The sequence below is a fragment of the Pseudomonas nabeulensis genome (assembly GCF_004682045.1).
GTDB lineage: Bacteria > Pseudomonadota > Gammaproteobacteria > Pseudomonadales > Pseudomonadaceae > Aquipseudomonas > Aquipseudomonas nabeulensis.
This window is the reverse complement of record NZ_QUZT01000014.1, coordinates 96,877-111,690: the sequence shown is the minus strand read 5'-3', so window position 1 is coordinate 111,690 and position 14,814 is coordinate 96,877. Positions and strand designations below refer to the sequence as shown.

General features: G+C 58.8%; 10 protein-coding genes. 5 read left to right on the top strand and 5 right to left on the bottom strand.

Going from position 1 to position 14,814, the window contains the following annotated elements:
* Positions 1–70: 70 nt before the first annotated feature.
* The 4 genes from DYL61_RS10255 to DYL61_RS10240 are packed head-to-tail and all read right to left on the bottom strand — an operon-like array spanning position 71 to position 3,959.
* Positions 71–844: an enoyl-CoA hydratase gene (locus DYL61_RS10255; protein WP_135308247.1), complete on the bottom strand. Its 774-nt coding sequence runs from the start codon at positions 842–844 to the stop codon at positions 71–73.
* A gap of 11 nt (positions 845–855) precedes the next feature.
* Entirely contained in the window at positions 856–1,983 is a 1,128-nt protein-coding gene (locus tag DYL61_RS10250; RefSeq protein ID WP_135308246.1) for an acyl-CoA dehydrogenase, read from the bottom strand.
* A 12-nt stretch (positions 1,984–1,995) separates the two neighbouring features.
* The gene (locus DYL61_RS10245) at positions 1,996–3,180 is read right to left on the bottom strand and encodes an acetyl-CoA C-acyltransferase (protein ID WP_135308245.1); all 1,185 of its coding nucleotides are present in this window, start codon (positions 3,178–3,180) and stop codon (positions 1,996–1,998) included.
* Between the two features lie 11 nt (positions 3,181–3,191).
* Entirely contained in the window at positions 3,192–3,959 is a 768-nt protein-coding gene (locus tag DYL61_RS10240; RefSeq protein WP_135308244.1) for an SDR family NAD(P)-dependent oxidoreductase, read from the bottom strand.
* Between the two features lie 201 nt (positions 3,960–4,160).
* Here DYL61_RS10240 and DYL61_RS10235 point away from each other — a divergent pair, with 201 nt between their 5' ends.
* The 5 genes from DYL61_RS10235 to DYL61_RS10215 all read left to right on the top strand — a co-directional run bounded on the left by DYL61_RS10235 (position 4,161) and on the right by DYL61_RS10215 (position 14,352).
* Complete coding sequence (locus DYL61_RS10235; RefSeq protein ID WP_135308243.1) at positions 4,161–5,051, top strand: bestrophin family protein; 891 nt, start codon at positions 4,161–4,163, stop codon at positions 5,049–5,051.
* A gap of 65 nt (positions 5,052–5,116) precedes the next feature.
* Positions 5,117–6,175, top strand: a complete 1,059-nt coding sequence (locus DYL61_RS10230) for a tetratricopeptide repeat protein (RefSeq protein WP_135308242.1) — start codon at positions 5,117–5,119, stop codon at positions 6,173–6,175.
* A gap of 125 nt (positions 6,176–6,300) precedes the next feature.
* Positions 6,301–7,803, top strand: coding sequence for an ATPase domain-containing protein (locus DYL61_RS10225; protein WP_135308241.1), 1,503 nt, complete (start codon positions 6,301–6,303; stop codon positions 7,801–7,803).
* Positions 7,800–9,476, top strand: coding sequence for an ATP-binding protein (locus DYL61_RS10220; RefSeq protein WP_135308240.1), 1,677 nt, complete (start codon positions 7,800–7,802; stop codon positions 9,474–9,476). Before DYL61_RS10225 ends, DYL61_RS10220 begins: the two co-directional genes overlap by 4 nt.
* A 391-nt stretch (positions 9,477–9,867) precedes the next feature.
* Positions 9,868–14,352, top strand: coding sequence for a hypothetical protein (locus DYL61_RS10215; RefSeq protein WP_135308239.1), 4,485 nt, complete (start codon positions 9,868–9,870; stop codon positions 14,350–14,352).
* 53 nt (positions 14,353–14,405) lie between these two features.
* Here DYL61_RS10215 and DYL61_RS10210 read toward each other — a convergent pair whose 3' ends face one another.
* Positions 14,406–14,783 carry a response regulator gene (locus DYL61_RS10210; protein WP_135308238.1) on the bottom strand — a complete coding sequence of 126 codons (378 nt, stop codon included), beginning with the start codon at positions 14,781–14,783 and terminating at the stop codon, positions 14,406–14,408.
* Between the last annotated feature and the right edge of the window lie 31 nt (positions 14,784–14,814).

Sequence of the window (14,814 nt, the reverse complement as noted above, 5' to 3'; positions counted from 1 at the left end):
CTGAAAAACTACCCACTCTAACTGACACAGCCCCCTCCCACATTTGAACACTGGTGTTTTTGGGATTGGGTTACTGGTCTTTGAAATCAGGCGCGCGCTTGGCCACGAACGCTGCCATGCCTTCCTTCTGATCCTGCGTCGCAAACGCCGCATGGAATACCCGACGCTCAAAGCGCACGCCTTCTGATAGGCTCACTTCAAACGCGCGGTTAACGCTTTCCTTGACCATCATGCTGATAGGCACCGACTTGCCGGCGATCAGCGTGGCGGCTTTCAGCGCTTCTTCCAACAGTTCATCGGCTGGCACGATACGCGCAACGATGCCGCAGCGCTCCGCTTCCACCGCATCAATAAAACGTCCGGTCAGGCACATTTCCATGGCCTTGGCCTTGCCCACCGCACGGGTCAGGCGCTGGGTGCCGCCCATGCCCGGCAATACGCCGAGGTTGATCTCGGGCTGGCCGAACTTGGCGGTGTCGCCCGCCAGGATGAAGTCGCACATCAACGCCAGTTCACAGCCGCCACCAAGGGCGAAGCCGTTGACCGCAGCGATGATCGGCTTGCGGCGATTGGCCACGCGGTCACTGTCGCTGAACAGGTCGTCCATGTAGATCTGCGGGTAGGTCAGCTCGGCCATTTCCTTGATATCGGCGCCGGCAGCGAAGGCTTTTTTCGAGCCGGTCAGGACGATGCAGCCAATCTCGGGGTCGGCTTCCAAACCATCCAGCGCCTGGTTCAGTTCGCTGACCAGTTGCGCATTCAAGGCGTTCAAGGCTTGCGGGCGATTGAGGGTAATCAGCCCGACGCGGCCCTGGACTTCGAGCAAAATAGTTTCGTAACTCATGTATCGGCTCCTTAGAGATTGCGTGAGATGACCATGCGCTGGATATCGCTGGTGCCTTCGTAAATCTGGCAGACCCGCACGTCGCGGTAGATGCGCTCCAGGGGGAAGTCGCTCAGGTAACCGTAACCGCCCAGGGTTTGCAAGGCGGCAGAACAGACTTTTTCCGCCATTTCCGAAGCGAACAGCTTGGCCATGGACGCCTCGACCAGTGCGGGCTTGCCGCTGTCACGCAGGGCGGCGGCGTAATGCACCATCTGCCGGGCGACGGCGATTTGCGTGGCCATGTCGGCCAGGCGAAAGGCCACGGCCTGGTGATCAATGATGGCCTTGCCGAAACTCTCGCGCTCGCGGGCATAGTCGCGGGCGGCTTCAAAGGCGGCACGGGCCATGCCCACCGCTTGCGCGGCAATGCCCACGCGGCCACCCTCAAGGTTGGCCAGGGCGATCTTGTAGCCCTCGCCTTCTTCGCCCAGGCGATTTTCGACCGGCACCTGCACGTCTTCAAACAGGATCTGGCAGGTGTCCGAGGCATGCTGGCCGAGCTTGTCTTCGACCCGTGCCACCTTATAGCCCGGTGAATCGGTCGGCACGATAAAGGCGCTGATCCCGCGTTTGCCTGCCGCCGGGTCGGTGACGGCAAACACAATCACGATCCCGGCATTTTGCCCGGAGGTGATGAACTGTTTGCAGCCATTCAGCACGTAGTGGTCACCGTCACGGCGCGCACGGGTTTTCAGGCTGCTGGCGTCCGAGCCGGCCTGGGGCTCGGTCAGGGCAAAGGCGCCGAGCATGGCGCCACTGGCCAGGGGTTTGAGGAAGCGTTCTTTCTGGTCGTCATTGCCGAACTTGAGGATCGGCACGCAGCCCACCGAGTTGTGCACGCTCATGATGGTGGAACAGGCGCCGTCACCGGCGGCAACTTCTTCCAGGGCCATGGCGTAGGCCAGGTAGCCGGTGTCGCAACCGTCCCACTGTTCCGGCACCAGCATGCCGAAAAAACCCAGCTCGGCCATTTCGCCAATGGCTTCCTTGGGGAAGCGATGGTCGCGGTCCCACTCGGCGGCGAAGGGTTTGAGGCGCTCCTGGGCAAATTGCCGGGCGGCTTCGCTGATTTGCAGTTGTTCGTCATTGGGCAGCATGGTGATTCGTCCTTAATACAGGCATTCGACAGCCATGGCCGTGGCTTCACCACCGCCGATACAGATGGCTGCTACGCCACGTTTGAGGCCTTTCTGGCGCAGGGCCGAGAGCAAGGTCACCAGGATCCGTGCACCGGAGGCGCCAATCGGGTGGCCCAGGGCGCAGGCACCGCCGTGGATGTTGACCTTGCTGTGGGGAATCTCCAGCTGGGTCATGGTCACCAGGCTGACCACGGCAAACGCTTCGTTGATCTCGAACAGGTCGACTTCATCGAGCTTCCAGCCGGTCTTGGTCATCAGCGTGCGGATCGCGCCGACCGGCGCCACCGGGAACAAGCCAGGCTCATCGGCAAAGGCCGCATGCCCATGGATCACCGCCAGGGGCTTTAGCCCGCGTTTCACAGCCTCGGACTCGCGCATCAACAGCAGCGCAGCCGCGCCATCCGAGATGGAGCTGGAGTTGGCTGCCGTGACGGTGCCGCCTTCGCGGAAAGCGGGCTTCAAAGTGGTGATCTTGTCCAGTTTGGCCTTGGGCGGCTGTTCGTCGTGCTGGATGGTTTTCTGTTCTTTGCCGACCGTGACCTGCACCGGCACGATTTCGGCGGCGAAACTACCGTGGGTGATCGCTTCCTGTGCACGGGTCAGGGAGGCAATGGCGAAAGCGTCCTGGGCCTCACGGGTAAAGCCGTGGTGCAAGGCGCAGTCTTCGGCAAAGGTGCCCATCAGGCGGCCTTTGTCGTACGCGTCTTCGAGGCCATCGAGGAACATATGGTCCAGCACGCGACCGTGGCCCATGCGGTAGCCGCTGCGCGCACGGTCTAGCAGGTAGGGTGCGTTGGACATGCTTTCCATGCCGCCGGCGACCACGACGTCGACACTGCCGGCCCGCAGTGAGTCGTGGGCCAAAATCGCCGCTTCCATGCCGGAGCCGCACATTTTGTTCAGCGTGGTGCAACGGGTGGACTTGTCCAGCCCGGCCCCCAGCGCCGCCTGGCGTGCAGGCGCCTGGCCGAGACCGGCGGGCAGTACACAGCCGAACAGCACTTCATCCACGGCATCGCTGGCAATGCCAGCGCGCTCGACGGCGGCACGAATGGCGGCGGAGCCCAGTTGCGGCGCGGTCAGGCCCTTGAGGTCGCCCTGGAACCCGCCCATGGGGGTGCGCACGGCGCTGACGATGACGATGGGGTCGTTCATGGCAATACTCCTTACTTGGCCGCCATGCGCAAGGCGCCGTCGAGACGGATCACCTCGCCATTGAGCATGCTGTTTTCAATGATATGGCGCACCAGCGCCGCGTACTCAGTCGGTTTGCCCAGGCGTGGCGGGAACGGCACGCCAGCCGCCAGGGAGTCGCGCACTTCCGGGGTCATGCCGGCCATCATCGGGGTTTCGAAAATGCCGGGGGCGATGGTCATCACACGGATGCCGAAACGCGCCAGTTCACGGGCAGCGGGCAACGTCAGGCTGGCAATGGCGCCTTTGGACGCCGAATACGCTGCTTGACCGATCTGACCGTCAAAGGCCGCCACCGAGGCGGTGTTGATAATTACGCCGCGCTCGCCGTCGGCATTCGCTTCGGTCTCGGCGATGGCCGCAGCGGCCAGACGTAGCAAGTTAAAGCTGCCGATCAGGTTGACGTTGATCACTTGAGCAAAGCTCGCCAGGGCATGGGGGCCGTTCTTGCCAAGGATTTTCTCGCCGCGCACCACGCCCGCGCAGTTGACCAAGCCGTGCAGGCCGCCGAACGCCGCGACAGTCGCCTGTACCGCTGCTTCGGCGGCGGCTTCCTGGCTGATATCGGCGACCGCACTGCGGGCGTTGTCGCCCAACTGCTCGGCCTTGGCCGCGACCGCCTCGGCGTTCAAGTCCACCAGCATCACCCTGGCGCCAGCAGCGACCAGCATGTCAGCCGTGGCCGCACCCAGGCCCGAGGCCCCGCCGCTGACCAGGAACACCTTATTTTGAATCTGCATTATTGTTTTCCTTGGGCTATCCGAATCTCCCCGATAATCGCCCCGACGAGCCCTCCCAGCAATGGTCAAAGCCATCAAGATGGCTGACTGGTTTGGCCAGTCATCGATCCCGCTGATCAGTTGGTCAGTCCAAGCGATTGGACGCCTTGGGTACGAGCTTCTAACCTGAGGGCCTGCGCCACCAAAGAAGTCCTCCCCGCGATGATTGTCCGTCCCAAGCCCAACCTCCTGGGCATCCTGTTTTCCCTCAAGGGGTCGATTGCCAAGCGCATCGCCTTGCGCAGCCTGTTGGTCACCCTGCTGGCCTCGGTGATTGTGCTGGTGGAAACCCTGCACCCCGCGTACTTCTCCAAGGTCAATGCCACACCGTTCACATTGCTCGGCCTGTCGTTGTCGATCTTCATGAGCTTTCGCAACAACGCCTGCTATGACCGCTGGTGGGAAGGCCGCAAGCAACTGGGGCAGATGATCATCGATGTGCGCTCACTGATCCGCGAGACCCAGATACTCAGTGATCCAGTGGAGCGCGCAGGCCTGCTGCGCGGCTTGTGCGGCTTTGCCCATGGCTTGATCGCACGTTTGCGCGTTGAAGATGAGGCCCGGGCGATCAAGCCGTGGATTGACGTCGAGGCCAACCACCCTAACCTTCCGGACAACGTGCTGCAAAAAATCGGTGCACGCTTTTCCGAGTTGGCGGAGCAAGGCGTGATCAGTGAATGGCGCTTCACCCAGTTGGAGACGCGGCTGGTGAGCCTGAGCCAGGTGCAAGCCTCGTGCGAGCGCATCAAGAGCACGCCACTGCCCTTCCCCTACACCTTGCTGCTGCACCGCACCATTTACCTGTTCTGCATCCTGCTACCGTTTGCCATGGCCGAACCCCTGGGTTGGCTTACGCCGATCTTTACGGCCATCGTCAGCTACACCTTCTTTGGCCTCGATGAAATTGGCGACGACCTGGAAGACCCGTTCGGCTTCGACGAAAACGATCTGCCGTGCAACGCCATCGTGCGAACCCTGGAGCGGGAAATCCTCGCGGCCCTCGGCGAGCCGCTGCCGCCTGCCCTGGAGCCTGTGGAGTACGTGCTCACCTGACGCGGGTTTGACACTCGCCGTGCGCTGGTCGAAGCTTGGCGCTTTGCACCCGCTTGGACGCCTGCATGTCAAAGTCACGCCGTTACTCCATCATCGGCCTGTGCGCCCTGTTGTTTATCGTAGTGCTCGCTTGGTATTTCACCCGGTCCACGACGCCGCCGGTGCCGCCGGCGATTGCCCATGGCTACTCAAAAGCCCTGAAACAGGCGCGTAATGGCGAGCCTGGCGCTGCACGGGTGCTGTATCAGCAGTTGGGCCGTCCGGACCTTTCCCCGGAGCGCCGCGCTGCGCTGCACGCCGAGTTGCCCAACTATCCCAGCCCGCAGGCGCTGAAACTCGCCGATAAGGACCTGGCCAGCGACTCACCGTTGGTGCGTGAAGCTGCGATCCACAGCATCGTTGGCCTGGTGCCCTCCGGCCAGCGCACCTTGTTGGTGGGCCCGGTATTGGATGACCCTGAACAAGGCGTGCGCTTTGCCGCCGCCAATGCCTTGCTGGGTTTGTCACCGGACACCCTGGGGTTGTACTTCGGACCCTTGCAGCAGGTACTCGATGAGTTCGTGAAATACCTCAAGGCCCAGCCCGAAACCGCCGAAAGCTGGATTCAACTGGCACGCCTGTACATCCACAGCTCCCTACTGCCGGATGCCCAGCTTGCCTTGGAACAGGCCATGCGCCTGGAACCGGACAACCTGCAAGCCGTGGTCGCGCAAATCGAATTGCTGGATAAACAAGGCAAGACTGAAGAATCCCGCCAATTGCTGGCCCGGCAACTGGCGGCCCACCCCGAATCGGCGTACCTGCAACACGCGTTGGGCATGTGGCTGCTGCACCATGGCGAGCGTACCTATGCGCTGCTTGGCTTATCCAAGGCGGTGGAGCTGGAGCCGGACAATCAGGATTACCGTTACGACCTGGCCACTACCCTGCATGCCCAGGCTGAATTGGAAGCGGCCCAGCGTCAGTTGGAGGAAATCATCCAGCGCCATCCGGCCAACCGCAAGGCGCGGGTGTTGTTGGTCAACTACTGGAAAGAAAGCGGCCAATTGCAGAATGTCCAAGTGCTGTTGGCGCAACTTGAGCAACAAAATCCGGATGATCCGGCGCTGCAGCAGGGCCTTTGACGTCCCCAGTTGCCTTGTACAATTTTTACGAAACGGGGAACGGCTTCGGGCCACTACGGTCAAGTGAATATGGCGCGCCCAAGGCGGTGCGTCCTTCCATTTTGTACGTGACCTGAGGGCACTCCTTGACTACATCCAACGAGCTGATCAGTGAAAAGGCGGCCACCGGCATCGAAGGTCTTGATGACATTCTGTCCGGCGGACTATCACGCGGTCATCTATTCCTGCTGGAAGGGGAACCGGGTACCGGCAAGACCACCGTCGCCTTGCAGTTCTTGCAGGCTGGGGCGAAAAATGGTGAGACCTCGCTGTATATCACCCTCTCCGAGACCGAGCGGGAATTGCGCCAGGGCGCCAAATCCCATGGCTGGGACCTGGTCGATGCGATCAATATCTTCGAACTGACCCCACCTGAGAACCTGCTCGATGCAGATCATCAGCAAAGCTTGCTGTATTCCTCCGACCTGGAACTAGGCGAAGCGACCAAGCAGATTTTTGAAGTGGTGGAAAGGGTCAAACCCACCCGGGTGGTGATTGACAGTCTGTCAGAGATCCGATTGCTGGCTCAGAGCTCCCTGCGTTATCGCCGACAGATTCTGGCGATCAAGCATTACTTCGTACGCTACGACGCGACGGTCTTGCTATTGGACGACCTGACTACCGAGTCGCTCGACAAGACAGTGCACAGTGTGGCCCATGGTGTGATTCGTTTGGAAGAGCTGACACCTGCCTATGGCGCAGAGCGTCGACGAGTGCGCGTGATGAAATACCGCGGCCAAAAATACCGCGGTGGCTTCCATGACTTCACTATTTTGGAAGACGGCGTGCACGTGTTTCCTCGGTTGGTGGCTGCGGAACACCGTAGCGGTTATCTCCGGCAGACGTTGAGCAGCGCAATCCCCGAACTGGATGCCCTGCTGGGTGGCGGTATAGAAACGGGTTCAAGCAGCCTCATACTCGGCCCTGCAGGCACTGGAAAGTCGCTGATATCGATGATCTTCGCGACCGCTGCCGTGGCACGGGGGGAAAAAGCGGCGCTGTTTATTTTCGACGAAGAATTGGGTTTGCTGTTCGAGCGCATGAAGAACATGGGTATCGATCTGCAGGCCCTGCAAGCAACCGGCAACCTGCTGATTGAGCAGGTCGACGCCGCCGAGTTGTCTCCGGGCGAATTCTCACATCGGGTACGGCGGTGCGTGGATGATGGGGGCATCAAGACCGTGGTCATCGACAGTATCAACGGTTATCAGGCCGCTATGCCGGAAGAGAACGCGTTGATCCTGCACATGCATGAACTGCTGCTGTATCTCAACCGACGAGGCGCCGCGACGTTCATGACCGTAGCCCAGCATGGCCTGGTGGGTGACATGCAGGCGCCGGTAGACATCACCTACCTTGCGGATACTGTCATTCTGCTGCGGTACTTCGAGGCGTTGGGTAAAGTTCGGCGCGCTGTCTCCATTATCAAGAAACGGACCGGCAGCCACGAGTCGACCATTCGTGAATATCGCATCGGCAGCCAAGGCATGACTATCGGCGAGCCGCTGGAAGCCTTTCAGGGCGTGTTGCGCGGCGTCCCCACTTACTTGGGTGTTGGCTCACCGCTACTTAAGGATGATGTGCCGTGAGCGACCTTGCTCCCGTCTTCGAGCGCGCTATCATCCTGGCGCCGCTTGGACGCGACAGCTCTCTGGCGTTGATGATGCTCAATGAAGCCGGGTACAACGGCATCGTGGCGCAGAACCTGAGCGCGCTCTGTGAAGCGCTGGAACACGGCGTCGGCCTCTTGATCATTGCCGCCGAGGCCTTGCGTGGCGTCGATCTTGACCCCCTGTTGGTGTATCTGCACCAGCAGCCGGCCTGGTCGGACTTGCCCATCGTGCTGATGACCCACCACGGTGGCAGCGAGCAGAACGGCTCATCACAGTTAAGTGGCTTGCTCGGCAACGTGACCTTCCTCGAACGCCCCTTCCACCCGGTAACCTTGATCAGCCTGGTCAGCGCCGCCCTGCGCGGCCGTCGTCGGCAGTACGAAGCGCGAGACCGCTTGATCGACCTGAGTGAAAGCGAACTGCGCCTGCAACGCACGCTGGAGACGTTGGAACAGCAAGTCGAAGAACGCACTGCCCAACTGCGTCATAACGAAGACGCCTTGCGCCAATCGCAGAAAATGGAAGCGGTCGGCCAGTTGACGGGCGGTATCGCTCACGACTTCAACAATATGCTCACCGGGATTATCGGCAGTCTGGAGTTGCTGCGCAGGCGCGTCGCCCGGGGCAAGCTGGACGACCTGGACAGTCTGATCGACCTGGGCGTCACCTCGGCCAACCGAGCGGCGGGTCTCACTCACCGGCTGTTAGCCTTCTCCAGGCGCCAGTCCCTCGATGCCAAGCCAGTGGAAATCAATCAACTGGTCAGCTCCATGGGGGAGCTGCTGCAACGTAGCATCAACGAAAGCATCGAGCTGGATATGCGCCTCGCCGACGCATTGTGGACGGCCGAAGCCGACCCCAATCAACTGGAAAGCGCCCTGCTCAACCTGGTGATCAATGCGCGAGATGCCATGCCTGGCGGCGGCAAGCTCACGGTGGAAACCACCAACCGCCACTTGGATAACGTGTTTACCGCCGCCTATGGCACCTTGCAGCCGGGCGACTATGTGGAACTGAGCGTCAGCGACACCGGCTGCGGCATCCCTGAGAGCGTGATGGGCCGGGTGTTCGACCCGTTCTTCACCACCAAGCCGATTGGCCAGGGCACAGGCCTGGGGCTGTCGATGATCTACGGGTTTGCCCGTCAGTCACATGGCCATGTCACCATTCACAGTGAGGTCGGCAAAGGCACTACCTTGAGCCTGTTCCTGCCCCGTTATGTCGGCGAAGTCGTCGCGGCGCAAGTTGCTGATCCCGCCCTTCTACCGTTTGCCGAGACAGGCGAGACGGTATTGATCGTCGAAGATGACCCCGCGGTACGGGTGCTGGTCAGCGCAGTGCTCAAGGAATTGGGTTATGCCTATGTGGAGGCCGGTGATGCCGATACGGCCGTGCCAATCATCGAGTCGGAGCAGCGCATCGACTTGCTGATCAGCGATGTCGGCCTGCCCGGCATGAACGGACGCCAGTTGGCGGAGATCGGCCGTCAGATTCGGCCAGGTCTCAAGGTGTTGTTCATTACCGGGTATGCCGAGCACGCGGCGGTGCGCGGTGGTTTTCTCGACCCAGGCATGCAACTGATCACCAAGCCGTTCACGTTCGACCTGCTGACGGCCAAGGTCCGAGAAATGATCCGGGACGTGTGGTGAGCGGGACACCCAGGGCCTTTCCTTCGGGTCCTGGATTACAGCAAGGTCTCTAAACCAAGCGGTTCACCGTTGATCTGCTGACGGCGAAAGCGCGGGAGATGATCAGGCAATCAAGCGCGAGATGTCCCGATACAGTTGGACGCAGGGCGATTGGAACCGCGAGCGGGCTTATGAATACAAACGGCCAAGTATTCATAACCTCCTGATGAGTGACCCTATGACGGCGATATCTCTAATCCAGCCATCTTCTCGCAGCCTGATGACTCCTCAGCTACAACAACGGACGAACGCACAACAGGCTCCTGAAGATCAGAGTGCCGGGCCCGGGATAGTCACTGGAAGTCCTCGTAGCCAAGGCGACCTGGAGCTTTCAAGACAGTACGGACTGTCCTTGGCCAAAACACTGAACGGCCATGAAGGAGACATCAGTGTCTCACCCATCGCGGCCCATTCGACATTCGGTGAGTGGTGGGCGCAACTCAGGCACGCCTTCCAAGCACCGGATATCACTCAATGGATGAATGATCGCGGCATCGATCCTGACTCGGTAGAAATCAATCCTGGCTCGGGCAAGATCATCTTCCGCCTTAAACACGCACTCGACCCGCGCAGGATACAGCGGACGGTAGGTCAGGATGATGTTCAGTGGGCCGCCGCCAGCCGTCATTTGATGGCGGCCGGTCGGATCATTGCAGCGGGCTCGTTTTTCTCGACGTTCAAGCCGGCCCAGGCAAAAAACAGGGACATTGCGCCCTTGAAGCTGATCAGCCATTTTTACAGGGTTCACAATGGGGTCAACAATAGTGGTCGCCAACTGACTACTCAGGAGCTCACAGCCGCGTTCGCCGCGGGAAAAGGCTTCGAGACCATCAATGACCCTGTATTTACCTATTTACGCGAGCAGCGCAACGAAGAAGCGTTACTGAATCAAAAGGCCATGCTGGGCGATGTGCATAGCCTCCACGCGGTTGTTGAAACGCTCAATACGCTGATCAACGGGCTGAAATCGGGCACTGCCGATATCCCAACGTACCTGGCGGATTATCATGTATCGGTTCATCGTGACAGTCATTCAGAGTACGCCGGCACGACCCCCAGCCTCAAACAACTCTTCGACAGCAATGGCTGGGATATCCCCGCCGATCAGGCTGAGCTGGAGAACCTTGTAAGGGCTTTGGCAACCCCACGTCCGGCTAGCCTTGAGCACGGTAACTACGGTGGCGCGCTGGCGTGGTCCATACCGGTTGAAAACACCACGCAGATTCAACTGATGGCCGACCTGCGCAACGGCGCTTTTGATGGCATCGACACCCGCGCGTTTTCGAATGTGCTTGAGTACCTGTTGCACAATCAGTTCATTGAGCCTTCTGCGCTAAAAAATCCGCGTGAGTTGTTCAATACGCTGATCAACACACCAAAGGGCCAGGCACTGGGCAAGGCGATTCAGGCTCGGTTTGATGCCAAAGCCATAAAGGGCAGCGTGAATGATTGGTTGCTGGCGGCCATGAGTGTCGACCCGCAACACACGCAGCCGGGCCAAAAACGCCAGGTGGCGGGTTTTCTCCTCACGGATGCCAGAAATGGAGGCCAAACAGCCGCGGATATTGTTTCGAGTCTGACTAATCATCTACTCGACACCCGCAGGTCATCCTCTTTCGAAAAAGCCCAACTTCAAGCGTACCTGCAACTGTCATCCCAGGCGCCGGAATTTCTGGTTCAGGCCATTCCTGATGCGGTGAGGTTCGGCACCCACAGCTGGGTCAGCTTTGCAACGGCCGTCGAACGGGTCGAGGCAGATGCACCAGGCGCCACGGCACGCATGACCTATGCCCAAGTCATGCTCGCGGCGGACATTGCACCCATCACCGCTGAGCAACGTGAGGTCGAATACCGGGCCCAACAAGTCGCGCTCAAAGACTGGGCAGTGGTCAACGGGATGGGCTATCCACTGACCGAGGCTGCGATACTGGAAGTCCGCAACGCATTTGATAAAACCATCCAAGAGTTGCGTTCAGCTTCCGCCGCTCAATCCATGGAAATGCCGAATGTCGAGGCAAAGGGACTGCAAGAACTGAAGAATGCCTTTCCAGACATGGACCCCGCTCTCTTTAAGAAAAAATGCATTCAGCTAAAGCGCCAGCACCTGGATTTCCCCGGGCCTTACTCGATCCTTGATCTGTACATGCACGACGGTGCACGCGGGACGCCGGGTTTTTATGACGGGATTACAAGGGACACAGCCGACAGCGCAAACCAGTGGATATCGACTTCAGCCGATGTCGACTTCAATAAAATACACGCCACGCTGGTCGATCTGCCAAACCTGAAAGAGTACTTCCGGGTTGCTTTTCCCCTCTACACAGATGCGTACAACAAGAGCATCGCTACCCAAGTCAAACAATTGATTTCAACGCAGAGCCTGGAGCATCGGAAAAATTTCGAGTTTGGCAAAGTCACCCTGGCCAAACAGGTTATCAATCAGTACTCACCTTACAGCAGGGTCAAAACAAGCAGCATCGTCTCTGAAGGTCAAAGCTTGCTGGTGAAAACCGAGCTCGAAGGCAAAATCAACATCTATGAGATCGATATTAAGCAGAACAAGATCCTGCATCGCGATGACCTGAATGACTTTTATAAGAGCGACTTAAAAGAGCCATCTATTGAATACCGAGAGATTGTGCCCTCTGGAACATATTCCACCGGTATCAGTGGTGAGCGCGAAGACGCATCGGGTGTCCCCAAAAGTTTCAACAGTGAACGTACGGCCTACATCGCCGACGCGATGGTAAAAGAAGCGAATATCGACGGGTACAAACTGGCCGCCAAAGGACAGACCACATTTGATACCGAAGCGCCCTTTTACAAGGCCGCTGTTGAGTTCATGTTGAACCTGATTCCCCTGAGGTCCGCGATCAAAAACTTCAGCGAAGATCACTATGGTGAAGGAATCGTGGACATGACAATGGATGCCTTCGGCTTCCTGATGGGCTTGCACGTAGCAGCCAAAGGCGCCAAGGCACTCCAGGTAGGCGCGTCTATAGCGAACAAAGTGGCCTTTGGGGGGAAGATTGTCGGACGCGCCGCGATCAGCTCGCTCAACCCTCTGGACGGCGTCGGTCAGTTGCTCACGACAGTGGCCAAGGCCGGCGCCAAAGGCTCGGTCAATACCTACCGCTGGCTATGTGGCAGCCTCGACAGTTATGACTTGGTAAAAGCCAGCAAGCGTTTTGATGCCAGCGCCTCTGGGACCTTCAAACTGCAGGGCACTCTGGTCGAAGGCCCGGCGGTGCTGACCCAGGGTAAATGGCATGCCTTCGATGCGGCCAGCGGGCAAGCCTATGGCAAGGCGCTGGATGACTTTGTGCCGTCACTTCGATCAAGCCAACCGAGACTGGGCGAATGGGCAACGGCCACGCCCAATCATTTGCCTGAGTCAAACGCCCTGCGCAAGCAGTGGACCGAGCTGGTGGAGCAACATAAAACGGCTACTGACAGCGCCGAATTCCAGCGCGGCTACAGTGAAGGCGATCCGATGAACGTTCACGGCTATCGCAAAACGATGAAATCCGAAGAGGTGATGAAACTTGCAACCAGCGGTCAATTCACGCCAGCAGAAATTGGCAGCCTGGTTCGCCAGACGGAAAGGCTGGCAGTACAGCATGGTTTCAAGGGCGTCAGCCAAGTCTATGAGCACATCAGTGCGGTGGGTGGCAACTTCGTACCTGTCCCCCAAGTGTTCTACCTCAGCCAGACTAATCCTCTGTCCAAGGGGCAATGCGCAGCCATGTCACGATTGATGGCCAGCGCCATGGAACAAGGCACAGAGAAGACGTTTATCGCCAACATGTTCACGGCCGCCGCAAACCCGACCGCACCGGGTTCACGGGAGTTCATCACTCAATTGGCGGGGGTGCAAAAGCAACTGGGCAGCCCCACGTTGTTCCACGCGGCCAAGCCTCGCCCGCAAATGAGCTACAAAGCCATGATGGATGAGCTGACCAATGCCAGCGGCCCAAAGACCCTCATGATCAGCACGCCCGAACACGCAATGGTGGCGGGAACCGTGGGTGAAGGCCTGAACAAAAAATTCTTTTTTTATGACCCTAATTTCGGCCTCGCTACATTCTCCAGCCCGGGAGCGCTGAAACGTGGCTTGGAGAAGGTCTTTACCGACAAAAAACTGTCGGTCCAGTACGTGACCCACAGCAAAGACCCCAATAAGTTGGAGTTCGAAGTCAGCGAGTATGACAACGCATGGAAGAAAACCACGGAGGTGTCGGACAAAACGGTCAAAAACCTCACGGAGGTGCCTTTGGTGATCGAGCCCGCGCGGATCACTCCCCCGTCCTTACCGCGTTCGAAGCAGGTCTCGGTGATCAAACCCGCGAAAGTAGAGGTCTTGATGGGGCAGTCCCAGACACTTACAGACAAAACGTCTCATCTAAGCACTAACAGCCTGAGCGACTGTTCTGCGGTGATCGTATTGTCAGACTTGAAGGATGGGGTCTATCAGAAACGCACGCTCGTTCACTTGACCGGAAGCAATCTGGAACAACCGGTCAATAATGGGCGCAACGGGTTCGCCTGGGTGAGAGAGATGGAAGAGAATTTGGCTAACGGCGGCAAGATCATTTTTGTCGGAGGCACCGAGACACGCAGCGTAGTAGGTGTCGCGACAGCCATTGGTCAACAAGACAGTCTCGGCAAAAAACCTCTTCTGGAGCTGCTGCAAAGGAAAGACGTATCCGTGACCTACGCCAGTTCCGGTGGTGTGGACGTTTCCCCGAATGGCTCATTCACGCTGCGTGATGATGCCGGCGCGGGCGTGTTCGACGAGAAGAAGGTCAGGGACATATTGGATTTTGCAAAAGACTGAGTGGGCGCTCGTTCTGCCAGGGCTTACTTTTGCGGCCCTGGCAATGTCCGCGTTCAGGCCAGCAGGCGTTGGATATGCTCTTGCAGCGTATCCAGGTCAAACGGCTTCGCCAGGATGGGCGCGTTACGGGTGATCGGGCTGTTGCAGTCGAGAATTTCCTGCGGGTAACCGCTGATAAAGATGACCTTCAATTCCGGGCGCAATTTCACCGCAGGCTCGGCGATCTGCACGCCGGAAATGCCACCAGGCAAGCGATAGTCAGTCACCATCAGGTCCAGGTGCGGCTTGGTCGCCAGGATTTCGAAGGCCTGCTCCCCATCGATCGCCTTCAATACCCGATAGCCCAGGCCTGCCAGGTACTCACCCAGCACAAACATAATGGATTCGTCGTCCTCGACGATCAGAACGACATCTTGTGCATCTTCACTCATGGGAAGCCTTTGTCCGGTCAATAGCTGCAAT